Source organism: Xanthobacter sp. NM-25 (genome assembly GCF_022138605.1).
Taxonomy (GTDB): domain Bacteria; phylum Pseudomonadota; class Alphaproteobacteria; order Rhizobiales; family Xanthobacteraceae; genus Xanthobacter.
Map to the genome: position 1 here is coordinate 601,628 of NZ_JACBFS010000002.1, position 25,663 is coordinate 627,290.

General features: G+C 69.2%; 25 protein-coding genes. 14 read left to right on the plus strand and 11 right to left on the minus strand.

The genetic code is table 11. The features are described from left to right. Positions 1 to 27: 27 nt before the first annotated feature. From MEU52_RS08600 to MEU52_RS08610, 3 genes are all read left to right on the plus strand, one after another. Positions 28 to 1,068, plus strand: a complete 1,041-nt coding sequence (locus MEU52_RS08600; protein ID WP_238120363.1) for a TRAP transporter substrate-binding protein — start codon at positions 28 to 30, stop codon at positions 1,066 to 1,068. Between the two features lie 405 nt (positions 1,069 to 1,473). Further along, the gene (locus tag MEU52_RS08605) at positions 1,474 to 2,715 is read left to right on the plus strand and encodes a CaiB/BaiF CoA transferase family protein (RefSeq protein ID WP_238120362.1); all 1,242 of its coding nucleotides are present in this window, start codon (positions 1,474 to 1,476) and stop codon (positions 2,713 to 2,715) included. Continuing rightward, positions 2,712 to 3,227 carry an acyl dehydratase gene (locus MEU52_RS08610; RefSeq protein WP_238120361.1) on the plus strand — a complete coding sequence of 172 codons (516 nt, stop codon included), beginning with the start codon at positions 2,712 to 2,714 and terminating at the stop codon, positions 3,225 to 3,227. The genes MEU52_RS08605 and MEU52_RS08610 overlap by 4 nt, the downstream gene beginning before the upstream one ends. Here the strand turns inward: MEU52_RS08610 and MEU52_RS08615 are convergent. Next, a complete protein-coding gene (locus tag MEU52_RS08615; RefSeq protein WP_238120360.1) occupies positions 3,212 to 4,012 on the minus strand; it encodes an IclR family transcriptional regulator domain-containing protein in 801 nt (266 codons plus the stop codon). The genes MEU52_RS08610 and MEU52_RS08615 overlap by 16 nt on opposite strands. Before the next feature lie 186 nt (positions 4,013 to 4,198). Between MEU52_RS08615 and MEU52_RS08620 the strand changes: the two genes are divergently transcribed. After that, positions 4,199 to 5,458 carry a CaiB/BaiF CoA transferase family protein gene (locus MEU52_RS08620; protein ID WP_238120358.1) on the plus strand — a complete coding sequence of 420 codons (1,260 nt, stop codon included), beginning with the start codon at positions 4,199 to 4,201 and terminating at the stop codon, positions 5,456 to 5,458. A 12-nt stretch (positions 5,459 to 5,470) separates the two neighbouring features. On the opposite strand, the gene MEU52_RS08625 is transcribed toward MEU52_RS08620, so the two are convergent. Then, complete coding sequence (locus tag MEU52_RS08625; protein WP_238120357.1) at positions 5,471 to 7,102, minus strand: GMC family oxidoreductase; 1,632 nt, start codon at positions 7,100 to 7,102, stop codon at positions 5,471 to 5,473. 121 nt (positions 7,103 to 7,223) lie between these two features. Here MEU52_RS08625 and MEU52_RS08630 point away from each other — a divergent pair, with 121 nt between their 5' ends. Continuing rightward, the gene (locus tag MEU52_RS08630; protein ID WP_238120356.1) at positions 7,224 to 8,117 is read left to right on the plus strand and encodes a LysR family transcriptional regulator; all 894 of its coding nucleotides are present in this window, start codon (positions 7,224 to 7,226) and stop codon (positions 8,115 to 8,117) included. On the opposite strand, the gene MEU52_RS08635 is transcribed toward MEU52_RS08630, so the two are convergent. Next, positions 8,104 to 8,991: a LysR family transcriptional regulator gene (locus MEU52_RS08635; RefSeq protein ID WP_238120884.1), complete on the minus strand. Its 888-nt coding sequence runs from the start codon at positions 8,989 to 8,991 to the stop codon at positions 8,104 to 8,106. The genes MEU52_RS08630 and MEU52_RS08635 overlap by 14 nt on opposite strands. A 131-nt stretch (positions 8,992 to 9,122) precedes the next feature. Between MEU52_RS08635 and MEU52_RS08640 the strand changes: the two genes are divergently transcribed. Then, on the plus strand, positions 9,123 to 10,622 hold the full coding sequence (locus tag MEU52_RS08640; RefSeq protein ID WP_238120355.1) for a CoA-acylating methylmalonate-semialdehyde dehydrogenase: 1,500 nt from the start codon (positions 9,123 to 9,125) through the stop codon (positions 10,620 to 10,622). A 39-nt stretch (positions 10,623 to 10,661) separates the two neighbouring features. On the opposite strand, the gene MEU52_RS08645 is transcribed toward MEU52_RS08640, so the two are convergent. The 6 genes from MEU52_RS08645 to MEU52_RS08670 all read right to left on the minus strand — a co-directional run bounded on the left by MEU52_RS08645 (position 10,662) and on the right by MEU52_RS08670 (position 16,316). Next, the gene (locus MEU52_RS08645; RefSeq protein WP_238120354.1) at positions 10,662 to 11,960 is read right to left on the minus strand and encodes an LLM class flavin-dependent oxidoreductase; all 1,299 of its coding nucleotides are present in this window, start codon (positions 11,958 to 11,960) and stop codon (positions 10,662 to 10,664) included. 10 nt (positions 11,961 to 11,970) lie between these two features. Beyond that, the gene (locus MEU52_RS08650) at positions 11,971 to 12,753 is read right to left on the minus strand and encodes an ABC transporter permease (RefSeq protein WP_238120353.1); all 783 of its coding nucleotides are present in this window, start codon (positions 12,751 to 12,753) and stop codon (positions 11,971 to 11,973) included. Continuing rightward, on the minus strand, positions 12,750 to 13,517 hold the full coding sequence (locus tag MEU52_RS08655) for an ABC transporter permease (RefSeq protein ID WP_238120352.1): 768 nt from the start codon (positions 13,515 to 13,517) through the stop codon (positions 12,750 to 12,752). The genes MEU52_RS08650 and MEU52_RS08655 overlap by 4 nt, the downstream gene beginning before the upstream one ends. A 41-nt stretch (positions 13,518 to 13,558) precedes the next feature. Continuing rightward, positions 13,559 to 14,581: an ABC transporter substrate-binding protein gene (locus MEU52_RS08660; RefSeq protein ID WP_238120350.1), complete on the minus strand. Its 1,023-nt coding sequence runs from the start codon at positions 14,579 to 14,581 to the stop codon at positions 13,559 to 13,561. A 71-nt stretch (positions 14,582 to 14,652) separates the two neighbouring features. Next, positions 14,653 to 15,432 (minus strand): class II aldolase/adducin family protein, encoded by a 780-nt coding sequence (locus MEU52_RS08665; RefSeq protein ID WP_238120348.1) that lies wholly within the window; start codon positions 15,430 to 15,432, stop codon positions 14,653 to 14,655. Continuing rightward, positions 15,432 to 16,316 (minus strand): ABC transporter ATP-binding protein, encoded by an 885-nt coding sequence (locus MEU52_RS08670; RefSeq protein ID WP_238120347.1) that lies wholly within the window; start codon positions 16,314 to 16,316, stop codon positions 15,432 to 15,434. The genes MEU52_RS08665 and MEU52_RS08670 overlap by 1 nt, the downstream gene beginning before the upstream one ends. A 264-nt stretch (positions 16,317 to 16,580) precedes the next feature. Between MEU52_RS08670 and MEU52_RS08675 the strand changes: the two genes are divergently transcribed. From MEU52_RS08675 to MEU52_RS08700, 6 genes are all read left to right on the plus strand, one after another. Next, complete coding sequence (locus tag MEU52_RS08675; protein ID WP_238120345.1) at positions 16,581 to 17,294, plus strand: GntR family transcriptional regulator; 714 nt, start codon at positions 16,581 to 16,583, stop codon at positions 17,292 to 17,294. 57 nt (positions 17,295 to 17,351) lie between these two features. Continuing rightward, positions 17,352 to 18,131, plus strand: a complete 780-nt coding sequence (locus MEU52_RS08680; protein WP_238120344.1) for an SDR family oxidoreductase — start codon at positions 17,352 to 17,354, stop codon at positions 18,129 to 18,131. Positions 18,132 to 18,210: 79 nt separating this feature from the next. Next, positions 18,211 to 19,359, plus strand: a complete 1,149-nt coding sequence (locus tag MEU52_RS08685; protein WP_238120343.1) for a pyridoxal phosphate-dependent aminotransferase — start codon at positions 18,211 to 18,213, stop codon at positions 19,357 to 19,359. Positions 19,360 to 19,370: 11 nt separating this feature from the next. Next, positions 19,371 to 20,279 (plus strand): alpha/beta fold hydrolase, encoded by a 909-nt coding sequence (locus tag MEU52_RS08690; RefSeq protein ID WP_238120342.1) that lies wholly within the window; start codon positions 19,371 to 19,373, stop codon positions 20,277 to 20,279. Between the two features lies 1 nt (position 20,280). Further along, entirely contained in the window at positions 20,281 to 21,558 is a 1,278-nt protein-coding gene (locus MEU52_RS08695; protein ID WP_238120341.1) for a hydantoinase/carbamoylase family amidase, read from the plus strand. Beyond that, positions 21,555 to 22,508: a cupin domain-containing protein gene (locus MEU52_RS08700; RefSeq protein ID WP_238120340.1), complete on the plus strand. Its 954-nt coding sequence runs from the start codon at positions 21,555 to 21,557 to the stop codon at positions 22,506 to 22,508. Before MEU52_RS08695 ends, MEU52_RS08700 begins: the two co-directional genes overlap by 4 nt. A 3-nt stretch (positions 22,509 to 22,511) precedes the next feature. Here the strand turns inward: MEU52_RS08700 and MEU52_RS08705 are convergent, their stop codons facing one another. Continuing rightward, entirely contained in the window at positions 22,512 to 23,282 is a 771-nt protein-coding gene (locus MEU52_RS08705) for a queuosine precursor transporter (RefSeq protein ID WP_238120339.1), read from the minus strand. A 111-nt stretch (positions 23,283 to 23,393) separates the two neighbouring features. After that, positions 23,394 to 23,873, minus strand: coding sequence for a hypothetical protein (locus MEU52_RS08710; RefSeq protein WP_238120338.1), 480 nt, complete (start codon positions 23,871 to 23,873; stop codon positions 23,394 to 23,396). A gap of 145 nt (positions 23,874 to 24,018) precedes the next feature. Between MEU52_RS08710 and MEU52_RS08715 the strand changes: the two genes are divergently transcribed. Next, on the plus strand, positions 24,019 to 24,996 hold the full coding sequence (locus MEU52_RS08715; protein WP_238120336.1) for a tyrosine recombinase XerC: 978 nt from the start codon (positions 24,019 to 24,021) through the stop codon (positions 24,994 to 24,996). A 94-nt stretch (positions 24,997 to 25,090) separates the two neighbouring features. After that, entirely contained in the window at positions 25,091 to 25,522 is a 432-nt protein-coding gene (locus tag MEU52_RS08720; RefSeq protein ID WP_273546092.1) for a VOC family protein, read from the plus strand. The last annotated feature ends 141 nt before the right edge of the window (positions 25,523 to 25,663 follow it).

Sequence of the window (25,663 nt, forward strand, 5' to 3'; positions counted from 1 at the left end):
AAACAACGGAAAAACACGGAGGAAATCATGTCGTTCAACGTTGCCAGACCACTGACCCTGCTGTCGCTGGCCGCCGGCTGCCTGGCGGCCGCCGGCGCCGCGCGGGCCGAGGAGATCACCCTCCGGGTGGCGGACTCCTTCCCCGCCGGCCACTATGTGGTGGAGCACGGCACCAAGCCGTGGATGGAGGAAATCACCCGCGCCACCAACGGCAAGGTGCAGTTCAAATATTACCCGGCCGAGCAGCTCGGCAAATCCAAGGACATGCTCAAGCTCACCCAGAGCGGCGTGACCGACATCGGCTATGTGGCGCCGGCCTTCGTGACCGACAAGCTGCCGCTCTCCACCGTCGCCGAGCTGCCGGAATCCTTCTCCACCAGCTGCGAGGGCACGCTGGCCTATTGGCAGCTGGTGAAGCCCGGCGGCTTCCTCGACCAGAAGGAGATCAGCCCCGCCGGCATGCGGGCGCTGTGGACCCTGGTGCTGCCGCCCTACCAGCTCTATATGGCGCGCGAGCCCATCACCTCCATTAACGTCACCCAGGGCAAGAAGCTGCGCACCACCGGCGCCGCCAAGGAACTCACCGTGCGCAAGCTCGGCGCCGTGCCGGTGCAGATTCCCACCCCGGACGTGATGGAGGCGCTTTCCCGCGGCACCGTGGACGGCATGCTCTTCCCCCATTCCAGCATCACCTCCTACGACCTCACCCGCTATGTGAAGTCGGCCACCGTGGGGGAGAACCTCGGCAGCTTCGTCATCACCTACATGATCTCGAAGCGCAAATGGGATGCGCTGCCGGATGATGTGAAGGCCGCCATCGACCAGGCCGCCGACAAGATCAACCGCAACGCCTGCTCCAAGACCGACCAGGACGACAGCCGCGACATGGAGCGCATCAAGGCCACCGGCGTGGAGTTCGTCACCCTCTCGGCCGCCGACAAGGCCAAGCTGCGCGAGGACGTGGCCGGGGTGAGCACCGAATGGGCGGCCAATCTGGACAAGCGCCGCCTGCCCGGCACCCAGACCCTCGAGGCCTTCCGCAAGGCCCTCGAGCAGAAGCCCCAGTGATCCGAGCGGCCACCGCCTGACCGGCCGCCGGGCCGGGGGCGCGCGCCCGCCGTGGCGCCGCCCCCGGATCTAGCCGGGCTGCAGCGCACCCACAGGGACAAGGGGGCGGCCGTCCGCCCCTCGCGCCACGGCGCGTCGCCCGGCGCATCGATCGGGCCGGCCTCATGTCTTCTGCACGTTTTGTGCGTGTCAGTGGGAGAAGACGGTGACCGCCCCAATTGAGAGCGGGCGGCAGCAGTCAAACGCCGCATGTGGCATGTTTTTCCACTGTCGTTTGCCAGCTCGTCGCCCACTTCAGCTTGCCGCTCCGGGTTCCGCCCGGAGCCGAAACACCATTCCCCTGGCCGCCGGCGCGGCGCGCCTCCTGCGCCGGCCGGGCTGCCACGTCTCCCATGGAGGGCCGCGATGGGCGGACCGCTCGACGGCATACGCATCCTCGATCTCACCTCGGTGCTGGTGGGGCCTTACGCCACCCAGATCCTCGGCGACCTCGGCGCCGACGTGATCAAGGTGGAGCCGCCCGCCGGCGACAATGTGCGGGGCATCGGCCCCATGCGCCATCCCGGCATGGGCGCCATCTTCCTGCATGCCAACCGCTCCAAGCGCTCGCTGGTGCTGGATCTGAAGCAGCCGGCGGCGCGCCAGGCGCTGCTCGACCTCGTCCCCACCGCCGACGTCTTCATCCACAACATGCGCCCGCGCGCCATGGCGCGGCTGGGGCTGGCGCCAGAGGACGTCACCGCCCTCAATCCGAAGCTCGTCTATGCCGCCATCACCGGCTTCGGCCAGGATGGTCCCTATGCGGACAAGCCGGCCTATGACGACCTGATCCAGGGCGCGGTGGCGCTGCCTTCCCTGATTGCGGAGGCCACCGGCAGCGACCCGCGCTACGTGCCCGCCACCCTGGCCGACCGCACCGCCGGCCTGCACGCGGTCTATGCGGTCACCGCCGCCTTGCTCCAGCGGGCCCGCACCGGGCGTGGGGAGGTGGTGGAGATCCCCATGTTCGAGGCGCTGACCGAGTTCGTCCTGGGCGATCACATGGGCGGAGAGACCTTCGTCCCGCCCCTGGGGCCCACCGGCTATCCGCGCCTTCTGGCGGCCCATCGCCGCCCCTACCGGACCCTCGACGGCTACATCTGCACGGTCATCTACAACGACAAGCAATGGCGCCACTTCCTGGGCCTCATCGGCCGCGCCGAGCTGCTCACCTGCGATCCCCGCTTCGCCGACATCGGCGCCCGCACCCGGCACATCAACGAGCTCTACGGCATGGTGGCCGATGCCATGGCCACCCGCACCACCGCCGACTGGCTGGCGGCCCTGGCAGCGGCGGAGATCCCGGCCATGCCGCTCCATACCCCCGGCAGCCTGATTGAGGATCCCCACCACGCCGCCACCGGCTTCCTGCCGCTCACCGAGCATCCGAGCGAGGGGACCATGCGCGCCATCGGCATCGCCACCCGCTGGGCCGGAGCCCGGCCGAAGGTGCGCCGACACGCGCCGCGGCTCGGCGAGCACAGTGCCGAGGTGCTGGCCGAGGTCGGGTACGACGACGCCCGCCTCGCCGCCCTGTGCGCCTGCGGAGCCGTGGTGGTCGCCGCCGATACCCCCACCGACATCACCGAACCCATGGAGTCCGCATGAGCGACGCCGCTTCCCCCTCTTCGCCCGCCCTCGGGGACGAGGGCCCCACCCTCGGCCTCGGTTTCCATTTCGAGGACCTGCCCCTCGGCACCCGCTTCCGCACCACCGGGCGCACCATCACCGAAACCGACCTGGTCGCCTTCGTGAACCTCTCCTGGTTCACCGAGGAGCTGTTCACCAACACCGCCGACCGGGCGCACATGGCGATCCAGGGCCGGGTGGTGCCGGGGGCGCTGGTCTATGCCTGCGCCGAGGGGCTGCTCACCACCTCCATGCAGCGCACCGGCCTCGCCTTCCTCAATGCCGAGGTGGACATGAAGGGACCAACCTTCGTCGGCGACACAATCCACGTCGCCTGCGAGGTGATCGAGGCGCGTCTGACCTCCCGCCCCGACCGCGGCCTGGTGCGCACCCGCAATCGGGTGGTGAAGCAGGACGGCACCGTCACCCTGGTCTACACCCCGCTGCGGATGGTGCGGGTGCGCGCGCCGGCGGCTCAAGCGGCGGAATAGATCTCCGGAACCCCACCCTGGGCGCGGATCGCCTCCGCCAGCTGCCCCGCCGTCTCCCGCAGCGGTTCGAGCAGCTGGCTGACGGCGGTCTCCGGCGAGACCGCGGAGCGCAGCATCATGATGTTGATGGAGGCACAGGCATGGTCGCCATCTATGACCGGCACCGCCATGGCCCATACCAGGCTCTCATATTCGCGGCTGGAATAGATGTCGTCCATCACCGCAAAGCCTTGCCGGCGCACGGTTTCGAGCATGGCTTCGGCGGCCGGGCGGTCAAGGGGCGCCACGTCCGGGCGCTGGGCCAGCCGGTCGAGAATGGCGGCCTGGCGCGCGGGGGTGCAGAAGGCGAGATAGGCCCGGCCCACCGAGGTGATGAGCACCGGTGCGCGATAGCCGGGGCGACGGTTGAGATGGAGCGGGCCCTGCTCGCGGCTGGTCTGCACCACGATCATCTCGTCGCGGTCGCACACGGCCAGATCCGACGGCCAGCCCACCCGCCGGCGGAATGCCGCCATGATGGGCTCGGCCGCCGCCTGCAGGCGCTCATGGAAATTGTATCCGGAGCTCAATTGCAGGGTGCGGCCGGCAGCGGCGTAGGTGCCGCGCTTGCCGGTGCGCACCACATAGCCGCCGTGCTCCAGCGTCTCCAGCATGCGCACGATGGTGGCCTTGTCGAGCCCGGTGGCCGCGTGCACAGAGCCCACGGTGGACTCCGAACTCTCGTTCACCGCCCGCAACACGTCGAGACCGCGCAGGACCGCGACCACGGGCTTGAATGACGGCATCGACGCTCCCCCTCGCGGCCGGTGGATCCGGCAACCTGCGCCGACGGGCGGTCACACACCGCCGGCGCCTGTGACTTCTAGGCACGCGGATCGACGCCCGCAACCACACCGAGTCATCGGCGCCCTTGTGGGGTGGATGACCCTGCGCTAGATTATATGAAATAATATTTCACAGAATGAAATTCCATGCAAGAACGTGATTCGGAAACGCTCCTTCGCTCCGCCCCCTATGCCCTCGCCGGCCTGCGGGTGCTGGATCTCAGCCGCGTCCTGGCCGGCCCCTGGGCCTCCCAGATCCTCGGCGATCTCGGCGCCGACGTCATCAAGGTGGAGCAGCCGGGGGCTGGCGACGACACCCGCTCCTGGGGCCCACCGTTCGTGGAGGATGGCGCCGAGGGCGCCCGCTTCAGCGCCTATTTCCTCGGCTGCAATCGCAACAAGCGCTCCATCACCGTGGACATGGCCCAGCCCACCGGGGCCGATCTCATCCGCGCCCTGGCCCGCGACAGCGACGTGGTGCTGGAGAATTTCAAGGTGGGCGCCCTTGCCCGCTATGGGCTCGATTATGAGAGCCTGCGCGCCATCAACCCCCGGCTGGTCTATTGCTCCATCACCGGCTTCGGCCAGGATGGCCCGCTGGCGAAGCGGCCGGGCTATGATTTCGTGGTGCAGGGCATGAGCGGCCTCATGAGCATCACCGGCCAGCCGGAGGGCACGCCCGGGGCCGAACCCATGAAGGTCGGCGTCGCCGTTTCCGATGTTTTCACTGGGCTTTACGCCACCATCTCCATTCTCGCGGCGCTGCGCCATCGCGATGCCACCGGCACCGGCCAGCATCTCGACTGCGCGCTGCTCGACACCCAGGTGGCGGTGCTCGCCAACCAGGCCATGAACTGGCTGGTGGGCGGCATGATCCCCAGACCCATGGGCAATCTGCACCCCAATGTGGTGCCCTACCGCACCTTCCCCACCCGCGACGGCCATGCCATCATCGCCACCGGCAACGACCGCCAGTTCCGCGCCCTGTGCCGGCTTTTGAAGCTCGATGCCATGGCCGAGGATCCGCGCTATGGCGACAATGCCGCGCGCGTCGCCCGGCGCGACGAGGTGGAAGCGGCCCTGGGCGCGGCCATCGCCCAATGGTCCACCGCCGACCTCATCCCCGCCATGGCGGAGGCCGGGGTGCCGGGCGGGCCCATCAACCGCATCGACCAGGTGTTCGCCGAGCCGCAGATCGCCGCCCGCGGCCTGGTGCAGCACATGACGCTGGAGGGCGGCACCACGGTTCCAGTGGTGGGCTTCCCGGTGAAGCTCTCCGCCACCCCCGCCCGCTATGACAGCGCGCCGCCGCAGCTGGGCGCGCAGACCGACGCGGTGCTGCACGAGCGGCTCGCCCTCGCGCCGGAGACCCTCGCCGATCTGCGCCGCGCCGGCGTCATCGGCTGAGGGCGGCCGGCATCAGTGGGCGTCGGCAAGGACGAAGCCGGCGCCCTTCTCGGCGATCATGGCGGTGGGGGTGTTGGTGTTGCCGGAGGTGATGGTGGGCATCACCGACGCATCGATCACCCGGAGCCCGCCGATGCCGAAGACCCGCAGCCGTTCATCCACCACCGCCTGCGGATCATCCGCCCGCCCCATCTTGGCGGTGCCGACCGGGTGGAAGATGGTGGTGCCGATGTCGCCCGCCGCCTTGGCGAGGGAGGCCGCATCATCCCCCACGCTCGGCCCCGGCAGATATTCCTGCGGCCGATAGGGCGCCAGCGCCTTCTGGCCCATGAGCCGCCGGGTGACGCGGATGGCATCCGCCGCCACCTGCCGGTCAGCCTCGGTGGTGAGATAATGGGGGGCGATCTGCGGCGGCGCATCGAGGTCCGCCGTGGTCACCCGCACCAGCCCACGGGAGGTGGGGCGCAGGTTGCAGGCCGCCACGGTGATGGCCGGGAAGCGGTGCAGCGGCTCGCCGAACTTGTCCAAGGACAAGGGCTGAACGTGGAACTGGATATTGGCCCGCTCCTGGCCCGGATCGGACCTCGTGAAGATGCCCAATTGGGAAGGCGCCATGGTCAGCGGTCCGCGCCGGCGCAGGGCATAGTCGATCCCCATCAGGGCCCGGCGCGGCAGCGAATAATAGGTCTCGTTGAGGGTGCGGATGCCATGCACCTTGTAGATGGCCCGCTGCTGCAGGTGATCCTGCAGGTTCCGCCCCACGCCGGGACGGTCGGCGACGACCTCCAGCCCCAGGGGCGCCAGCCATTCGCCGGGGCCGATGCCGGAACGGTGCAGCACCTGGATGGAGCCGATGGAGCCGGAGCACAGCAGCACCTCGCCGCGCGCCCGCGCCTCCATCAGCCGCCCGTTCTGGCGATAGCGCACCCCCACCGCCCGACCGGCCTCGACCAGCACACGATCGGCCACCACATCGGTTTCCAGCCGCAGGTTGGCGCGGCCGAGGGCCGGCTTCAGGAAGCCGCGGGCGGACGACCAGCGCCGGCCGCGCTTCTGGTTCACATGGAAATAGCCCACGCCCTCATTGTCGCCGGTGTTGAAATCCGGCACCCGGCGCACGCCCATCTCCTCCGCCGCGCGGCCCACCGCATCCAGCACGTCCCAGGAGAGGCGCGGCGCCTCGATGCGCCAGCCGCCGCCGGTGCCGTGCAGGGCGCTCGCCCCGAGGAAATGGTCCTCCAGCGCCTTGAAGGCGGGCAGCACATCATCCCAGCCCCAGCCGGTGAGGCCGAGCTGGCGCCAATGATCGTAATCGGCCGCCTGGCCACGCATGGAGATCATGGCATTGATGGCGGACGAGCCGCCGATGACCTTGCCGCGCGGATAGTTCAGCGCCCGCCCGTTCAGCCCCGGCTCGGGATCGGTCTTGAACATCCAATCGGAGCGCGGATTGCCGATGGCGAACAGATAGCCCACCGGAATATGGAACCAGATCCAGTTGTCGCGCCCGCCGGCCTCCAGCAGCAGCACCCGTTTGGCGGGGTCCGCCGAGAGGCGGTTGGCGACGATGCAGCCGGCGGTGCCGGCGCCAACGACGATGTAATCATAATCGCCGTCGAGACGGCCCACGTCGTCGGTGCCCATGGCGCTCTCCCTGTTCCAGTGGCTCTTGGTGGCTTCTGGCTCTTGCGGTGATGACACGCTGGATTTTCCCGCTCAAGGCCGATAGCGTCGCTTCACTTCCGCAAAAATGCAGAACAAGGCCATGGATTGGGACGATCTGCGCATCTTTCTGCAGCTTACCCGCTCCGGCCGCATGACCAGCGCCGGCAAGGCCCTGGGGGTGGACGATTCCACCGTGGGCCGCCGTATCGCCCGGCTGGAAGCGGCGCTGGGCGCGCCTCTGGTGGAGCGGGCCGGCCGGCGCACCGTCATCACCGAGCAGGGCCAGAAGCTGGCGGAGGCGGTGGAGGAGATCGAATCCATCGTGCTGCGCAAGGTGGCCGGCCTTGGGGAAGACCAGATGGTGCTGGCCGGCCGGGTGCGGGTGGGGGCGCCGGAAGGGCTCGGCGTCGGCTATCTGGCCGCCCGGCTCGCCGCCCTCTCAGCCGAGCATCCGGGCTTGGAAACCGAGCTGGTGGCCCTGCCACGCACCTATTCCCTGGCCAGCCGCGAGGTGGATATCGCCATCACCCTGGAGCGGCCCGCCGCCGGGCGGGTGAGCGTGCGCAAGCTCACCGACTACAGCCTCGATCTTTATGGCACCCGCGCCTATTTCGACCGGCGCGGCGAACCGGCCAGCGTCGCCGCTTTGCCCGACCATGTGTTCGCCGGCTACATCCCCGAGCTGCTGTTCACCGCCGCCCTCGATTTCTCCCGGCTCGACGAGCGGGTGGAGCTTTCCCCCACTATCCGCAGCACCAGCGTCATCGCCCAGGTGGAGGCGGTGGCGAGCGGCGCGGCGCTGGGGGTGCTGCCCACCTTCCTCGCCGCCCGGAGGCCGGAGCTGATCCGCCTCCTGCCCGAGGCGGTGGGCCTCACCCGCAGCTATTGGCTCTCGGTCCATGACGACATGCGGCGGCTGCGCCGGGTGCAGGCGGTGCTCGCCGCCCTCACCAGCCGGGTGCGGGCCGACCGCGCCTTGTTCATGCGCAGATGAAGCGCGCCCGCGCCTCGCGGAAGCGGCGGGCCAGGACATCCCGCGCCACGGCGATGCGGCGCACCGCCTGCGTATCGGGATGAGCGAGGAGGTGATAGCTGCGGCGGAAGCGCACCTGCGGCAGGATCCGGGTCAGCCCGTCATGGGCGCCCACGGCGAAATCATGCAGCACGCCGATGCCGGTGCCGGCCTTCACCGCCTCCACCTGCCCCATCACGCTGGCGCAGCGGAAGCGCCGGCCGCCGTGGCGCTCCAGCACCTCAGCATAATCGAGGGCCGAGGCATAGGCGAGGTCCTCCACCCCGGTCACCACCGTGTGGTTGGCGAGATCCTCCACCTCCTGCGGCGTGCCCGCCGCTTCGAGATAGGCCTGCGCCGCATAGACGCCCAGGGTGTAATCGGTGAGGCGCGAGACCACCAGCCGGCCTTCCGCCGGCCGGTCCAGAACGATGGCGAGATCGGCTTCGCGCCGGGACAAGGAGAAGGTCCGCGGCAGCGGCACCAGTTCCACGATCAGGTCCGGGTAAGCGGCGGCGAGGCGGCCCAGTTCGGCGGCCAGGAAATAATTGCCGAGGCCGTCCGGCGCGCCGATGCGCACGGTGCCGGAGACCTCCCCCGCCTCCTCGCGCAGGCTCTCGGCGGCACCCAGGATCTCCGCCTCGATGCGCTCCGCCGCCGGCAGCAGCCGCTCCCCCGCCGCGGTGAGCACCGTGCCCGCCGGGCGGCGATCGAACAGGGGTGTCGCCAGCGCCGCCTCCAGCGCATCCAGCCGGCGCGCCACGGTGGCGTGGTTCAGCCCCAGCCGCCGCGCCGCCGCCAGCAACTGACCCTGCCGCGCCACCGCCAGGAAGACGCGCAAATGATCCCAATCCATCATCACACTTCAAATTTCGCACAATGAGTTATCGATCTTACTCATTGCTGTGCGCCTCTTGAAGCGGGAAGGAGGAGCGTCGTCATTCCGGCGGGCCAGCCGCGCCCGCTGCCCGCGCAAGGACCTCAGCCATGGCCCAATCCATTCCCCATTACATCGCCGGCCGCCGCGTCGAGGGCACCAGCGGCCGCAGCGCCCCAGTGTTCAACCCGGCCACCGGGCTCCAGTCCGGCAGCGTCGCTTTGGCAGCGCCGGAAGAGGTGCGCGCCGCGGTGGACGCCGCCAAGGCCGCCGCCCCCGGCTGGGCCGCCACCACGCCGCTGCGCCGTGCCCGCATCCTCAACGCCTTCCTGCGCATCATGGAAGAGCGCATCGACAGCCTCTCCGCCATCATCACCGCCGAACACGGCAAGGTGCTGTCCGACGCCAAGGGCGAAATCCAGCGCGGCATGGAGGTGGTGGAGTTCGCCACCGGTATTCCCCAGATGCTGAAGGGTGAGATCACCGAGGACGTGGGCACCAAGGTGGACAGCTACGGCGTGCGCCAGCCCCTGGGCATCGTCGCCGGCATCACCCCGTTCAACTTCCCCGCCATGGTGCCCATGTGGATGTTCCCGGTGGCGCTGGCCTGCGGCAATTGCTTCATCCTGAAGCCATCCGAGCGCGATCCCTCCGCCGCCTTGGTGCTGGCCGAGTGGCTCAAGGAAGCCGGGCTGCCCGACGGCGTGTTCAACGTGGTGAACGGCGACAAGGACGCGGTGGATGCCCTGCTCCACGACCCGGACATCTCCGCCATCAGCTTCGTGGGCTCCACCCCCATCGCCAAATACATCTATGAGACCGCCGCCCGCACCGGCAAGCGCTGCCAGGCCCTGGGCGGCGCCAAGAACCACATGATCATCATGCCCGACGCCGACCTCGACCAGGCGGTGGATGCGCTGATGGGCGCCGCCTACGGCTCCGCCGGCGAGCGCTGCATGGCGGTGTCGGTGGCCGTGCCGGTGGGCGAGGAGACGGCCAACGCCCTGATGGCCAAGCTCGAACCCAAGGTGCGCGCGCTGAAGGTGGGCCCCGGCACCGACCCCGAGGCGGAGATGGGCCCGCTCGTCACCCGCCAGCACCTGGACAAGGTCTCCGGCTATGTGGATGCTGGCGTCGCCGAGGGCGCGACCCTGGTGGTGGACGGCCGCGGCCTGAAGCTGCAGGGCTATGAGGACGGCTACTTCATCGGCGGCACGCTGTTCGACAACGTGACGCCGGACATGCGCATCTACAAGGAAGAGATCTTCGGCCCGGTGCTGGCGGTGCTGCGCGCCGACAGCTTCGCCACCGCCGCCACCCTCATCAACGAGCACGAGTTCGGCAACGGCACCGCCATCTTCACCCGCGACGGCGACGCCGCCCGCGAGTTCGCCCATGACATCAAGGTGGGCATGGTGGGCATCAACGTGCCGATCCCGGTGCCCATGGCGTTCCACTCCTTCGGCGGCTGGAAGGCCTCGCTGTTCGGCGATCACCACATGCATGGGCCGGAGGGCGTGCGCTTCTACACGCGGCTGAAGACCATCACCACCCGCTGGCCCACCGGCATCCGCGCCGGCGCCGAGTTCGTGATGCCCACCATGAAGTGACGTGGCGGGCCCCCGTCGCGGGGGCCCGCCCACCCCGGGTCAGAAGTTGGGATTGGCCGGCCGCTTCAGGCCCAGCAGATCACGCAGGGTGGCGCCCTCATAGGCGGTGCGGAACAGGCCGCGCTCCTGCAGGATCGGAATGACCAGATCGACGAAATCGTCGAACGCGCCGGGGAAATAGGGCGGCATCACGTTGAAGCCATCGGCGGCGCCGGCCTCGAACCACTGCTGGAGCGTATCGGCCACCTCTTCCGCCGCCCCGCACAGCACCCAGTGGCCACGGGCCGCCGCCACCAGATTGTAGAGATCCCGCAGGCTCATGCCGTCCCGCCGGGCCTTCGAGAGCAGCACCCCGGTGAACGACTTGTAGGTGTCGGCCTCCGGCAGATCGGGAATGGGACCGTCGAGCGCATAGGCGCTCATGTCGTGGCCGAAGCGCTCCGAGAGCATGCCCAGCGCATTGCTCGTGTCGACGAACTGCATGAGATCGTTGAGCTTCTCCCGCGCCTCCTTGGCGGTGCGCCCCACCACCGGCATCACCCCCGGTAGAACACACACTTCGTCGGGATGGCGGCCAAAGGCCGGCAGGCGGGCCTTGAGGCTGTCGTAACCGGCCTTCGCCTCCGCCAGGTCCTGCACCACCGCGAACACGATGTCGGCGGTGCGGGCGGCGAGCATCTGCCCCGGCTCCGAACCGCCGGCCTGGGAGATGATGGGATGGCCCTGGGGCGAGCGCCCGATGTTGAGCGGCCCCTTCACCTTGAAGAACGGGCCCTCGTGGTCGAGGGGCCGCACCTTGGCGGGATCGATATAGACGCCGCTTGCGCGATCGGCGCAGATGGCGTCGTCGGCCCAGCAGTCCCACAGGCCCGTCACCACATCCACGAACTCACCGGCCCGCTCGTAGCGCCGGGCGTGGTCGGGATGCTGGGTGCCGAAATTGGCGGCGGCGGCCGGCGCCGAGGTGGTCACCGCGTTCCAGGCAGCCCGCCCGCCGCTGATGTGATCGAGCGAAGCGAACGCCCGGGCCACCGAAAAGGGATCCGCATAGGTGGTGGACACGGTGCCGCCGAGGCCGATGTGGCGGGTGGCGCCGGCGATGGCGGCGAGCAGGGTCATGGGCTCCAGCCGCGCCGTGTAGGAGGGGTGGCTGGCGGGATCGGCGTTCAGGTTGTCGCCCATGAAGATGAGGTCGAACAGGCCGCGCTCGGCGGTGGCCGCGATCTGCCGCACCTTCTCGATGTCCTGGAAAGTATCCATGGCACCCGGCTGGCGCCAGCCCGCGATGTGGCTCCCCGTTCCCAGCAGGAACAGGCCGAAGTGCATCTGTCGTGACATGGTCGGGATCTCAGGTCCAGAAGATGAGGCGCCGCTCGCAGAAGCTCACGAGGCCGAAGAAGGCGAGGCTGATGGCCGAGGCCACGAAGATGGCCGACCACACCCGCACGAAGTCCACTTGCAGAACCGCCTGGTAGATCACCCAGCCGATGCCGTCGTAGGCGCCCAGCATTTCGGTGACGATGGCGACGATGATGGCCCGCACGGTGGAGACCCGCATGCCGGCGGCGATCAGCGGCAGCGCTGTGGGCAGGCGCAGCCGCCACAGCACCGAGAGCCGGCCGGCGCCGAACGAGCGCATGAGATCGGCGGCGCGCCGGTCGACCCGGTCGAAGCCGGCCAGGGCGGAAAGGAACACGGTGAAGCTCACCGCCAGCGCCACCATCACCACCTTGGAGGCGATGCCGATGCCGAACCACAGCAGGATCAGCGGCGACCACGCCACCACCGGCACCGAATTGATGGCGGTCGCCACCGGCAGGATGGCCGCCCGGGCCCGGGGGACCAGGGTGATGAGCCCCGCCAGCGCGATGCCGATCAGTGAGCCCACCCCATAGCCGAGCAGGGACTCCGTCAAGGTGTAGCTGGCCGCCGGCGCCAGCACCGCCCAGCTGTCGACAATATTGACCAGGATGGCGCTGACCGCCGGCAGGGTATAAGCGGGCAAAGCGAAGCCCCGCGCCACGCCTTCCCACACCGCCACCAGCAGCACCATGCCCAGCACGCCCCGCTGAACCGTGCGCGAGCCGAGCACGCGCGGCAGGGCCGCGGCGAAATCCGCCGTCGCGCTCATTGCTCCGCTCCCCAGAAGACGAGCCACTTCTCGATCATGCTGACGGCGGCATAGAGGCCGGTGCCCAGCAGCGCGCAGACAGCGATGGCGGCCCAGATGGCGACCACGTTCTCGTTGTACATGCCCTGCAGCAGCAGCACGCCGAGCCCCACCGTATCGCCGAACCACTCGCCCACCAGCGCGCCCACCAGGGCCAGCGCCGAGGCGAGGCGCAGCGCGACGAAGATCTGCGGCAGCGCGCTGGGCAATTGCAGATGGGTCAGCAGCTTGAAGCGGCTGGCGCCGAACGAGCGCATCAGCGCCTCCTGGCGCGGATCGACCCCCTCGAGCCCCAGCAGGGTGTTCACGGTGACGGGAAAGAAGGTGAGATAGAAGGAGATGGCGGCCTTGGCCACCAGGGTGTTGCCGAACCACAGCACCACCAGCGCGCCGAAGGCGATGACCGGAATGGTCTGCGACACGATGAAGATGGGAAACACCAGTTCCCGCAGCGCCCGCGCCCGGAAGAACAGCACACCGATGCCGATGCCGAACACCGCCCCCGAGGCAAAGCCCAGCAGTGTTTCCGACAGGGTGCGCAGGAAGCCCTGCACATAGGGCGTTGGCGTCGCCAGGATGGCGCCGATGACCACGCTCGGCCGCGGCACGTAATAGGGCCGCACGCCAAACAGCACGATCAGCCCCTCGGCCACCGCCAGCACCACCGCCAGCCAGAACAGGCCACGGGCGAAGCGCCACAGCGGGGCGAGGAGGGCGAGGGACATCGTCTCCGGCCGTGAGGCCGGAGACGCAACGAGGGCGCCGCTCACGGGCGACGCTCCGCCAGCGGGATGGATTCCAGGAAGCTCACGTTGAAGGTGGCAGCCAGATCCACCGGCTTGGCGATCACCTTGGCGTCGAGGAACAGCTGCTCGGCGGTCTTCACGGCGCCCATGTCGATCCAGAACAGGCCGTTCTCCTTCACGGTGCCGGCCAGCATCAGCTTCTGGGCCTCGGCCAGCATGAATTCCTGGTGGGCCCGGTCGAGGGTGGGCGCGACCGCCATGATGGTGTCGACGGCGCCCTTGGGATCGGCGAAGGCATCCTGCCAGCCCTTGATGGAGGCCCGCAGGAACGCCTTCACCAGCTCCGGCTTCTCCTTGGCGGTGGTCTCCGACACGATCAGCGTGTCACGGGGGAAGGTGACGCCGAAGTCTTCGGCCACGAAACTACGCAGCGTCTCTTCGCCCATGCGGGTCTTGATGGTGTAATACTCATTGTAGCGGGTGGCGGTGATGACATCCACCTGGCCATCCACGAACGGCGTCACGCTCACCTGCTGCGGCTGGATGTTGACCAGCGCTGGGTCCACGCCCGCCTTGGTCAGCATCGCCTTCAGCACGTGGTTGGCGCCGGTGAACCAGGTGGTGACCTTCTTGCCCTTGAAATCGTCGACGCTCTTGATGGGCCCGTCGGCGCGGGTGACGAACACGAACGGCGTCATCTGGTGGGCGATGCCCACGCACACCACCGGCATGCCCTTGTCGCGGGCGGCGAACACGCTGTCGACGCCACCCGACAGGCCGAACGTGTCGGCGCCGGTGGCCACCAGATTCTCGGTGAGAATGTTGGGACCGCCCGGGTTGATGGTGAGGTCGATGCCCTCGGCCTTGTAGTAACCCTTGGCGACCGCCACGTAGAAGCCCGCGAACTGGGCTTGCGGCAGCCATTTCAGACGCAGGCTGGCCTTGGTGAGATCGGCAGCGGCGGCCGGCACGGCCGGCAGGGCCGCGGTGATGAACGCGGCGCCGGCCACCAGGGTGGCCAGCAGGCTTCGGCGGGTCGTCATGTCAGATCTCCGGGGGTTGGAGGGCGCGAGAGTGGGGAGCGCCACATGGCCGGCGGCAATGCCGCGCCGGCTCACTGGCGAAAACTGGAATCGGCGCGATCGAGCTGGCGCAGCAGGCCCGGCCATTCCCGCTCGCCGGGAATGAGGATGTCGCCCTGCTGCTCCCAAAACTGGCGCGCGGCCTTCTCGCAGACCGCGTGCGGCGGCAGCATCAGCTCCACACCAGAAGCGCAGGCCGCCTGCATGGCCAGCTGGATGCGCGCGGCCCGCTCGAAATAATAGAGCAGCATGAACGCCTCACCGACCGTGCGGCCAACGGTGAGGATGCCGTGGTGACGCATCAGCATAACCTTGTGGGTGCCGAGATCGGCCACCAGCCGCGCCTGCTCGTCGAGATCGATGGCCACCCCTTCATAGGCATGGAACCCCTGGCGCTGGTAGAAGCGCATGGCGAACTGGCTGAGCGGCAGCAGCCCCTCTTTCTGGCCGGAGATCGCGACACTGGCATCGGAATGGGTATGCAGCACACAGGCCGCATCGGACCCGGTTTTGTGCACGGCCGCGTGGATGACGAAGGCGGCGCGGTTCACCTCATAGGGCGTGTTGTCGAGCTTGCGGCCTTCGGTGTCGATCTTCACCAGGCTGGACGCGGTGATCTCTTCGAACAGCAGGCCGTAGGGGTTGATGAGGAACTCCCCCTCGCGCCCGGGCAGCCGCAGTGAGATGTGATTGTAGATGAGATCATCGAGGCCCAGCTTCGCCACCAGCCGGTAGCAGGCGGCGAGCTCAACCCGGGCCGCCCATTCCTGGGGATCGCACGGGCGGGGAACACGGGCGAGGGGAGCGCTCATCAGCGGACCTCCGTTGTGGTGGCGCCGTCGGCGCCGGGGGCGAGGAACGACTTCATCGCCTCTTCCTCGATGGCTTCCAGGAGGGTGCGCTTGAGGCGGATGAACTCCGGCGAAATCACCACCTCGGCGGGACGCGGACGGGGCAGATCCACCTTCTGCTCCAGCTTCACGCGGCCGGGACGCGCGCTCATCACGATCACCCGATCCCCCAGGAACAGGGCTTCGTCCACATCGTGGGTGATGAACAATATGGTGCGCTTGTGGGTTTGCCACACATCGAGCAGCCACCGCTGCATCATGGTGCGCGTCAGGGCGTCGAGGGCGCCGAACGGCTCGTCGAGCAGCATCAGCTCGCGCTTGAACAGAAAGGTGCGCATCAGTGCCACCCGCTGGCGCATGCCGCCGGACAGCTGGCTCGGATACTGGTCCCCAAAGCCAGCGAGGCCGAATTCCGGCAGCATGGCGCGCGCCTGCTCCCGCGCCGCCTTGCGCGGCGCCCCCTCCACGTCCAGCGCGAGCACCGCATTGTCGATCACCGTGCGCCAGGGCAGCAGCAGATCGCGCTGGGGCATGAAGGAGACGCGGCCGAGCAGATCAGCGGCCATCACACTGGCGCCCTGGAAGCGCACCACGCCACCGGCGTCGGGCTCCTCGAGGCCCGAGACGATGTTGAACAAGGTGCTCTTGCCGCAGCCGCTGGGACCGACCACGGTGACGAATTCGCCGGGCTGGATGGTGGCGGTGAAATTCCCCAGGGCCTGCACGGCGCCAAACGTCTTGCTCAGCCCGCGCAAATCCAGCAGGGGCGGCACCGCGGCGGCCGGGAACTCCGGCGCCGCTGCGCCCGAGGCCGGTTCCGACGACCCTTTGTGATGTGTGGCCACGGGCAAAAGCACACCTTCCTTTATTGTATAATGCAGATGCCTCAGCGCATGCGCCGATGATCCATTTGTGGAGATTATCTAGCAATGCGCATGCCAATATCCGGAGATGGGGCGCAATCCGGGGGCAGCGCAACAGCACCATTGCATTTTGCCGCCAACGCCCTCTTATCCTAGGGACGACACGCATCGGCGGCGTGGATCAGCCCATGAAGCAAGGCGCGATCCCGTTCTTTATGTATACGTAAAGTGAGCTAAGAAACACATATGCAAGATGTTTGCGCACATGAGGCAGGCAGTTGCCCACCGAATGACCAGGAAACCCGTACCGGAACCCCCGGCGCCACCCTGGCGGATCGCATCCGCAAGGAGCTGGAGACGGCCATCTCAGCCGGACGCATCGAGCCCGGCAGCCGCCTGGACGAGCAGGAGATCGCCGACCGCTTCGGGGTCTCCCGCACGCCCGTGCGCGAGGCCTTTCGCCTGCTGGCGGCGAGCAATCTGGTGGAACTGCGCGGCCGCCAGGGCGCCATGGTCCGCAGCATCGGCGGCCATACGCTGGTGGAGATGTTCCAGGTGATGGCGGAGCTGGAAGGCCTGTGCGCGCGGCTTGCCGCCCGCCGCATCACCCCCGCGCAGATCGCCAGGATCGACGCCATTCACCTGCGCCTGGAAGGCCTTGCGACGCCGGATGAGGTCGACGCCTTCTATGACGTGAACCAGGAATTTCACGAGGCGATCTATGAAGCCTCCTGCAACGCCTTCCTGGCCGAGCAAACCCGCAGGCTGCGCAATCAGGTGGCCGCCTACCGGCGCCGCGTCACCCGCATGCCCACCCGCATCGCCGCCACCCTCAAGGAGCACGCCGCCGTCATCGAGGCCATCCGCGTTCACGACGCGGAGCGCGCCCACACCGCCATGCGCGACCACGTGAACCTGCTGGGTGACGACCTGCTGGACTTCCTCGCCGCCTATGGCTGATATTGGTATGCGTATTGCATGAGTTTGTATATCGGCAGCCCCTGCGGAGATACAAACGTGCAGCTCGATTTGACCAACAAGACCGCCCTCATCACCGGCGCCTCCAAGGGCATCGGCCTGGCCGTCGCCCAGACACTGGCCGCCGAGGGCTGCCACCTGCACCTGGCCGCCCGCAATGGCGAGGCGCTGGCGCAGGCCAAGGCGGACCTCGAGGCCACCTATGGCGTCACCGTGGCCATCTATCCGGTGGACCTGTCCAGCACCGCCGCCATGGAGAAGCTAGTGGACGATGTCGGCGCGGTGGACATCCTCGTCAACAATGCCGGCGACATCCCCGCCGGCGCCCTGGACGTGGTGGACGACGCCGCATGGCGGCGCGGCTTCGACCTCAAGGTGTTCGGCTACATCACCCTGTCGCGGGCCTATTATGCGCGCATGCGCGGCCGTGACGGCGTGATCATCAACGTCATCGGCAATTCCGGTGAGAATTGGGACGCCAGCTACATCGCCGGCTCCACCGGCAATGCCGCGCTCATGTCCTTCACCAAGGCGCTCGGTGGCGCCAGCCTCAACGACGGCGTGCGCGTGGTGGGCGTCAATCCCGGCCCGGTGGCCACCGACCGCATGCTGAAGATCATGAAGCGCAAGGCCATCGACATGCTCGGCGCCGAGGCGCGCTGGGAAGAGCTCTACGACAAATACCCCGGCAAGCGTCCCGCCACCGCCGAGGAAGTGGCGGACCTGGTGGCGTTCCTGGCCTCGCCCCGCGCCGGCTACATCACCGGCACCAATGTCACCATCGACGGTGGCATCTCGGCCCGCGGCTCGGTCATCTGAGCTGAGCCGCGCCCGCCCAGCCGCCCAAAAATCCAGATCCTGCCCCGCCATCACGGCGGGGCGCCCAGGAACGCCCCGCATGTCCAACGCCCCTACATCCAGCGCGCGTCTGCGCAACCGCTATTTCGACGACCTGTTCTCCACCCCCGGCCTCATGTGGCTCGGCCAGAATACCAACCACATTCCCACCCACCCGGCGGTGGAAGAGGCGATGATCGCCTCGGTCCGCTCCCACGAGTTCAATGCCTATGCCCCGCCCCTGGGCTTCGAGGCCCTGCGCGCCGCCATCGTCGCGGACCTCGGCACACCCGGCGCCGAGGCCCTGGTGACCGAGGGTGGCGTTTCGGCGCTGGCCATGGTGTGCCGCGCCTTCTGCACGCCGGGCAGCACCTTCGTCACCACCGACCCGACCTGGAAATGGCCCTGCCTGTTCGCCCGCCAGCAGGGCGCCGAGGTCATCGAGATCCCCATCTACGACGCCGCCTGCGGCTATCGCCTCACCCCGGAGGCCCTGAAGGCGGCGGTGGATGACCGCACCGCCATCATCTATCTGGTGGACCCCAACAATCCGCTGGGCATCCGCTACAGCCGCGCGGAGATCGAGGCGTTCGCCGCCATCGCCCGCGACTGCGGCGCCCTCTTGGTGCACGACTGCACCTATCGCGATTTCGCCGATGGTCATTACCCCGCGCTCCACGCCGCCCCGGCAGGCGCCCTGGTTTCGCTGAGCTTCTCCAAGTGGCTGGGCCTCGCCGGCCTGCGCATCGGCGCCCTGGTGGGCGCGCCCGAGCTGCTCGACCGCTGCACGGCGTGCACCACCGCCGTGCTCGGCGCCAGCGTCATCGCCCAGCGCGCGGCCATGGCCGGCCTTGCGGTGAAGCCCGAATGGATGCGCGAGGTCCGCCGGATCGACCGGGCCAACAAGGAGATGATCCGCGATGCCGCCCTCGCCATCGAGGGGCTGCACCTGCCGGTCTATCCCTCCCATGGCAACTTCCTGGTGATCGAGACGGTGGCCGCCGGCATCCGGCCCGAGGCGCTGGTGGAAGCCGCCCGGCGCGAGGGCATGATGATCCGCCAGGGCACTTATCACACCGCCCGCTTCGGCGATCGCTTCATCAAGGTGAGCACCTCGGTGCCCGGCCCCTGGGCCGAGAGGTTCGCCAGCCTGCTGCCGCGGCTGGTCGACAGCGCCCGCGCCCTTAACGACGTTCCCGCCCAGTTCTGACGAGGTCTGTCATGTCTCGTTCTGCCCTCACGACATCCCCCTTCACCGTCACCGCCAAGGACGGCGTGCGCCTGCATGTGGAAGAGGCGGGCACCGGCACCCCCATCCTGTTCGTGCACGAATTCGGCGGCAACCACATGAGCTGGGAACCGCAGATGCGGTTCTTCGCCCGCCGCCACCGCTGCATCACCTATGCCGCACGCGGCTATGCGCCCTCGGACATTCCCACCGACATCGACAGCTATTCCCAGGCCATCGCCGCCGATGATGCGGTGGCGGTGCTCGACGGGCTCGGCATCGACAAGGCACATATCGTCGGCCTGTCCATGGGCGGCTTCGCCACCGTGCATTTCGGCCTGCGCACGCCGGAACGCGCCCTGTCCCTCACCGTGGCCGGCGCCGGCTATGGGTGCGAGAAGGAATTCGAAGAGTATTTCCGCGGCGTCTCGCGGGATGTGGCCGATAATTTCGAGCGCCTCGGCGCCGAGGCCTTTTCCAAGATCTATGCCCTGGGCGCCAGCCGGGTGCAGTACCAGAACAAGGATCCGCGCGGCTGGCAGGACTTCGCCGCCCGGCTCGCCACCCATTCCGATATCGGCGCGGCCATGACCATGCGCGGGGTGCAGGCACGCCGGCCCTCCTTCTGGGACTTGGAAGACGACCTCAAGGCCATGAGGGTGCCCACGCTGGTGATGGTGGGCGACGAGGACGACCATTGCCTGCAGCCGGGGATCTTCCTCAAGAAGACCATTCCCGCCTGTGGCCTGTCGGTGTTCCCCAAGACCGGGCACACGCTCAATCTCGAAGAGCCGTGTGCCTTCAACGCCCAGCTGGCGGAATTCATTGCCCAGGTGGAAGCCGGCCACTGGCTGCCGCGCGATCCCCGGGCGCTGCCCGGCCAGATCATGCGGACCGCGTGAGATGCGCGCGGCCTTGCCCGCCATCGATGCCGCCCGGCTGTGGCGCCGCACCCTGGCGTTGGCCGAGATCGGCGCCCTGCCGGCCGGCGGCGTCAACCGCCAGGCCTTGAGCGACGCGGACATCGCGGCCTGGCGGCAGATGCTGCAATGGGGCGCCGAGGCGGGGCTGGAGCCGGCCTGCGACCTCGCCGGCAATCTTTTCCTGACCCTGCCGGGGCGCGACCGCACAGCCGCGCCGGTGCTGGCGGGCAGCCATCTCGACAGCCAGCCCACCGGCGGCAAGTTCGATGGCGCGGCCGGCGTGATGGCGGCGTTGGAGGCCGCCGCCACCCTGGCGGCGAGCCCCCTGCCCCGCGCCCGAGACCTGACGGTGGTGGCCTGGATGAACGAGGAGGGCTCCCGCTTCGCCCCCGGCATGATGGGCTCGGAAGCCTTTGCCGGCGTGCGGTCGCTGGCGGCCATCCGCGCCGTGCGCGATGCCGCGGGCTGCAGCGTCGCCGATGCACTCGACCGGCTGCTGGCGACCTTTCCCGCGCTGCCGCGCCGGCCGCTGGGGCCACCCGCCGCCGCGTTCCTGGAACTGCATATCGAGCAGGGGCCGCTGCTGGAAGCGGCCGCGACGCAGATCGGCGTCGTCACCGGCATCCAGGGCAAATACACCTATGAGGTGGAGATCACCGGTGCCGAGGGCCATGCGGGCACCCTCGACATGGCGGAGCGGCGCGATGCCCTCGCCGCCTTCACCCGCATGGCGGCGCAGCTCTATGCGCAGGTGGGCGGCGCCGACGCCATCGTCAAATTCACCATCGGCCGGCTGCTGGTGGCCCCCAACGCCCCCTCGGTGGTGCCCGCGCGGGTGACCTTCCGCATCGACCTGCGCCACCCGGATGCCGCCACCCTCGCCCGCCTCGGCGCCCGCTGCGAGGCGATCTGCACGGAGCAGGCCGCCCAGCAGGCTGCCCCCTGCGCCGTGGCGGTGACGCGCCTGGTGGACGCGCCGCCCAACGACTTCGATGTCGGCCTGCGGACGCGGATCGCCGCGGCGGCCGCCGGCCGCGGCCTGTCCTCCATGCCCATCCTCTCCGCCGCCGGCCACGATGCCCGCCACCTGGCCACAATGTGCCCGACGGCGATGATCTTCATTCCCTGCCGCGACGGCGTGAGCCACGCCGAGCACGAATACACCAGCCCCGAGCAATTGGCCGCCGGCACACAGGTGCTCAGCGACGTGCTCGCGCCCCTGCTCGCCACCACATCCCTGGAGGACCCCGCACCATGACATCCCCCGCTGCCGCGGCCTCCGCCCTTCCCGACATGGCCGACATGCCGGAGCAGCGCCCCGCCGCGCCCACCGGGCCGGCCCAGGCGCGGGCGCGCTTCTTCAACTCGGGCAACGCCTTCAACATCAAGCTGCCGCCGGTGCCCGGCGGGGTGTTCACCGCGCCGGCCGCGCAGGCCATGGCGGACGATGCCCCCACCGGGCTCATCACCTGCGATCAGTCGGCGGCCATGGGTCTTGCCTTTCCCGCCACCACGCCGCTGATGCTGGCCCGCTACGCCACCATCGCCCCCGGCGAGAGCCTGGACACGGATTTCATCGCCACCGGCTCCATCTGGTACGTGATCGCCGGCACCGGCACCGCCTCCTGCCTGGGTGAGGACATCGCCTTCGGCACCGGCGACGTGCTGCTGCTGCCGGGCGCCCCGGCGCGCATCACCGCCCGCGAGCGGGTGGTGGCCTGGCTGGTGACCAACGAGCCGCAGCTCGCCTTCGACGGCGATTGCCCGCCCGACGACGCCCGCCGGCCCATCGCCCCGGTGCATTATCCGGCTGCGGAGATCGAGCGGCAGATCGCCCTCATCTATGCCCATGCGCCCAACGAGCGCACCTCCGGCATCGCGCTGATCTTCTCCAACGACACCCAGTCGGCGGCGCGCAACATCATGCCCACCCTGACGCTGTCGCTGAACACCCTGCCCCCCGGCGCGCATCAGCGCAGCCACCGGCACAATTCCCCGGCGCTGACCCTGGTGGTGAACGGCACCGATTGCCACTCCATGGTGGACGAGCGGCACTGCGACTGGTCGCCCTGGGCCACCCTGGTGACCCCGCCGGCCTCGCCCCACTCCCATCACAATGGCGGCCCTACCCGGGCGCTGTTCCTCATCGTCCAGGACGGCGGGCTCTACTACCACGCCCGCACCATGGGCTTTTCCTTCCTGGAATGAGACTCAGACCCGGGTCCGGAAGGGCGTGAAATCGGTGTCGAGATCATAGACGTCGAGGCCTTCGGCCCGCTTCATGAAGCCGACGATCTGGTAGGTGAGCGGGGTCAAGAGCGCCTCCCAGCCCACTTTCACCAGGTAGTTTGTGACCATCACCGTCAGCACGAGGCCGGTGTCCCACACCCCGAGGAAGGCGAGCGGGTAGAAGATGAGGCTGTCCGCCGCCTGCCCCACCACCGTGGAGCCGATGGTGCGGGTCCACAGATGGCGCCCCTCGGTCCACACCTTCATGCGCGCCATGACGAAGGCATTGGCGAACTCGCCGGCCCAGAAGGCGAGGATGGAAGCGGCGAAGATGCGCGGCACCTGGCCGAGCACGCTGGCCAGCGCCCCCTGCCCGCCCCAGTCGGGCGCCGGTGGCACCGCCACCACGAACGCCGCCATGCCGGCCGCGAACACCGCCGCCACGAACCCCACCCACACCACGCGGCGGGCCCGGGCATAGCCATAGACCTCGGTCAGCACATCCCCCAGCACATAGGACAAAGGAAAGAACAGGATGCCGGCGCCGAAGGTCACCGCCCCGAACAGCGGCAGATCCACCACCGCCACCTTGGAGGCGCCGATGAGGTTGGAGCAGATGAGGATCACCGCAAAGGCGGCCATGCAGTAATCATAATAGTGCAGGCGCCTGCCCATCAGCGCTCCGGCCTCCACAGCGCGGATGCCGGGAGGCTCCTGGGGCGACAGACCGTGCAACACCGCTGGAATCTTCATGGGACGGGCTCCTCTTGGCGCGGGCTCCTCTTGGCGCGGGCTCCTCTTGGCGCGGGCTCCTCTTGGGGCGGGCCCCTCTTGGCGCCCAAGTTCAAGCAAGAGCCATGCCCCTCAGGCCCCGCGATGGACCGGCACATCGCCCGCCTCAGCCAGCTCTGCCGCCAGAGCCTCCTCCGCCAGCGCCGCCGTCGCGAAGGTCTCCCACACATAGCGATCACGCTGGATGCGCGTGCGCCGCTCCCGCTCCGGCGCGAAGGACGACAGCAGCAGCACCGGCCAGCCTTCCTCCGGCGGCGCATAAAGGGCGAGGAAGGCCGGCCCCTGTGAGCGGCCGGCGCAGGCGGCATCAGGACCCGCCTTGAAATTCAGCCGCCCCGGCTCCGGCTGGAGAATGAGCCGCGCCAGGGCCGCCTCCAGCGCCGCCCGTTCGTCCGCGCTCTCGACGATCCAACCCTTGAAGGCCCGCCCCACGGCGATGGAGACGGGCTCCGGCAGACGCCCCAGCACCACATCCGGCAGGCCGGGGCGAAAGCTCGCATAGGTGCGGGTGGGCAGCCACTCGAAGATGGGTCGGTTGAAATCAACAGGCATGGGCGACAGTCTCGGGCTGGGAGGAGCGGCGGGCGGCAAGGGGCCGCCGGCAGCATCCGATGCAAGCGCCGCGCCGGAGGGACGTCAGCAAATCTGCAACCTTGGGCCGGCACACTGACCGGCGATTTCACCGGAGGAACGCCCCATGGCCATGAGCGATCAGCAGAAGGCGGCTCGCGCCGCCCACGGCCTGCTGGCGGCTGCCGCTCCGGACGTGGCCGAGGCGGTCGCGGCCTGGCTCGCCCGGCTCGGCCATGAGCGGCGGCTGTCCCAGAAGACGCTGGAAGCCTATGCCCGTGATCTCTCGGTGGTGCTGCTGCGGCTCACCGCGCATCTGGGCGGCAAGCCGGACCTCGCGGCCCTGGCGGCACTGAAGCCCGCCGATGTGCGGGCGGTGCTGGCAGCGCGCCGGGCCGATGGGGTGGCGCCGCGCACTTTGGTGCGCCTGCTGGCCGCCGCCCGCTCCTTCGGCCGGCACCTGGAGCGCGAAGGCCAGGGCAAGGTGGGCGCGCTCACTGCCGTGCGGGCGCCCAAGGTGCCGAAAAGCCTGCCCAAGCCCGTCTCCGTGGACGCCGCCCGCGCCCTCGCCGACCCCGCGACCCGCGCCGGCGAAACCCGCGAGCCCTGGGTTCTGGCCCGCGATGCCGCCGTCATCGCCCTGCTCTATGGGGCGGGGCTGCGCATCTCCGAGGCCCTCGGCCTCACCGCCGGCATGGTGCCCCCGGGCTCCGACCAGCTCACCGTGACCGGCAAGGGCAACAAGACCCGCATGGTGCCGCTGATTCGCCCTGTGGCGGTCGCCATCGCCGAATATCGCAGCCTGTGCCCCTATGATCTCGGCTCGAACAAGCCCCTGTTCCGTGGCACCAAGGGCGGGCCGCTCTCGCCGCGCATCGTCCAATTGGCCGTCGCCCGCATGCGCGGCGCCCTCGGCCTGCCGGACACGGCGACCCCCCACGCGCTGCGGCACTCCTTCGCCACCCACCTTCTGGCGCGCGGCGGCGACCTGCGCGCCATTCAGGAACTGCTCGGCCACGCCTCCCTCTCCACCACCCAGATCTACACCCAGGTGGATGCCACCGCCCTGATGGCCGCCTACCGCGCCGCCCATCCCCGCGCCTGACGCCGAGCGCGCGGGACCAGGGCCGGGCGATGGCAACGACGCGCCCCGCGTGCTTCACTCCGCACCGAGGCGCCCCGCCCCCGTGAGGTCTCCGATGATCCCCGTCCGGCCCGTGATCGACCACATGTCCCTTGGCACCAACGATCTCGTACGGGCGATCGCCTTTTATGACGCGGTGCTGGCTCCCCTGGGGCTGGTGCGGGTGGCGGATTATGCCGAGGTCGCCGGGCCTTCCGCCTGCTGGGGGCCGGTGGGCAGCCTGCCGGCGCCGGAAGGCATACCGGGCGCGGCACCGTTCTGGGTGGAGCAGCGGCCCGGCCCCATCCACTGCCCGCCGGGCTTTCACGTCTGCTTCCTGGCACCGGACCGGGCGGCGGTGCACGCTTTCCATGCCATCGGCCTCGCCCACGGCGGCACCGACAATGGCGGCCCGGGCCCCCGCCCCCATTACGGTGAAGGCTATTACGCCGCCTTTCTCATCGACCCCGACGGCTGGCGCATCGAAGCCGTGACCTACGCGCTATAGCAACGGCGCGTGGCGCCGCCTCCACGACCATGACGCGAACCGGCCGCACGGGATTGCAACCTTTTGTTAGCCAGAATCACCGACAGTCCGCCCATCGATCGGCTTTGCCGAAAGACCCCTGACCTCCTCCAAGCCCCTCCG

Coding starts and splice junctions, on each gene's coding strand:
- MEU52_RS08600 (WP_238120363.1), top strand. CDS start 28: ATGTCGTTCAACGTTGCCAGACCACTGACCCTGCTGTCGCTGGCCGCC.
- MEU52_RS08605 (WP_238120362.1), top strand. CDS start 1,474: ATGGGCGGACCGCTCGACGGCATACGCATCCTCGATCTCACCTCGGTG.
- MEU52_RS08610 (WP_238120361.1), top strand. CDS start 2,712: ATGAGCGACGCCGCTTCCCCCTCTTCGCCCGCCCTCGGGGACGAGGGC.
- MEU52_RS08615 (WP_238120360.1), bottom strand. CDS start 4,012: ATGCCGTCATTCAAGCCCGTGGTCGCGGTCCTGCGCGGTCTCGACGTG.
- MEU52_RS08620 (WP_238120358.1), top strand. CDS start 4,199: ATGCAAGAACGTGATTCGGAAACGCTCCTTCGCTCCGCCCCCTATGCC.
- MEU52_RS08625 (WP_238120357.1), bottom strand. CDS start 7,102: ATGGGCACCGACGACGTGGGCCGTCTCGACGGCGATTATGATTACATC.
- MEU52_RS08630 (WP_238120356.1), top strand. CDS start 7,224: ATGGATTGGGACGATCTGCGCATCTTTCTGCAGCTTACCCGCTCCGGC.
- MEU52_RS08635 (WP_238120884.1), bottom strand. CDS start 8,991: ATGGATTGGGATCATTTGCGCGTCTTCCTGGCGGTGGCGCGGCAGGGT.
- MEU52_RS08640 (WP_238120355.1), top strand. CDS start 9,123: ATGGCCCAATCCATTCCCCATTACATCGCCGGCCGCCGCGTCGAGGGC.
- MEU52_RS08645 (WP_238120354.1), bottom strand. CDS start 11,960: ATGTCACGACAGATGCACTTCGGCCTGTTCCTGCTGGGAACGGGGAGC.
- MEU52_RS08650 (WP_238120353.1), bottom strand. CDS start 12,753: ATGAGCGCGACGGCGGATTTCGCCGCGGCCCTGCCGCGCGTGCTCGGC.
- MEU52_RS08655 (WP_238120352.1), bottom strand. CDS start 13,517: ATGTCCCTCGCCCTCCTCGCCCCGCTGTGGCGCTTCGCCCGTGGCCTG.
- MEU52_RS08660 (WP_238120350.1), bottom strand. CDS start 14,581: ATGACGACCCGCCGAAGCCTGCTGGCCACCCTGGTGGCCGGCGCCGCG.
- MEU52_RS08665 (WP_238120348.1), bottom strand. CDS start 15,432: ATGAGCGCTCCCCTCGCCCGTGTTCCCCGCCCGTGCGATCCCCAGGAA.
- MEU52_RS08675 (WP_238120345.1), top strand. CDS start 16,581: ATGCAAGATGTTTGCGCACATGAGGCAGGCAGTTGCCCACCGAATGAC.
- MEU52_RS08685 (WP_238120343.1), top strand. CDS start 18,211: ATGTCCAACGCCCCTACATCCAGCGCGCGTCTGCGCAACCGCTATTTC.
- MEU52_RS08690 (WP_238120342.1), top strand. CDS start 19,371: ATGTCTCGTTCTGCCCTCACGACATCCCCCTTCACCGTCACCGCCAAG.
- MEU52_RS08695 (WP_238120341.1), top strand. CDS start 20,281: ATGCGCGCGGCCTTGCCCGCCATCGATGCCGCCCGGCTGTGGCGCCGC.
- MEU52_RS08700 (WP_238120340.1), top strand. CDS start 21,555: ATGACATCCCCCGCTGCCGCGGCCTCCGCCCTTCCCGACATGGCCGAC.
- MEU52_RS08705 (WP_238120339.1), bottom strand. CDS start 23,282: ATGAAGATTCCAGCGGTGTTGCACGGTCTGTCGCCCCAGGAGCCTCCC.
- MEU52_RS08710 (WP_238120338.1), bottom strand. CDS start 23,873: ATGCCTGTTGATTTCAACCGACCCATCTTCGAGTGGCTGCCCACCCGC.
- MEU52_RS08715 (WP_238120336.1), top strand. CDS start 24,019: ATGGCCATGAGCGATCAGCAGAAGGCGGCTCGCGCCGCCCACGGCCTG.
- MEU52_RS08720 (WP_273546092.1), top strand. CDS start 25,091: ATGATCCCCGTCCGGCCCGTGATCGACCACATGTCCCTTGGCACCAAC.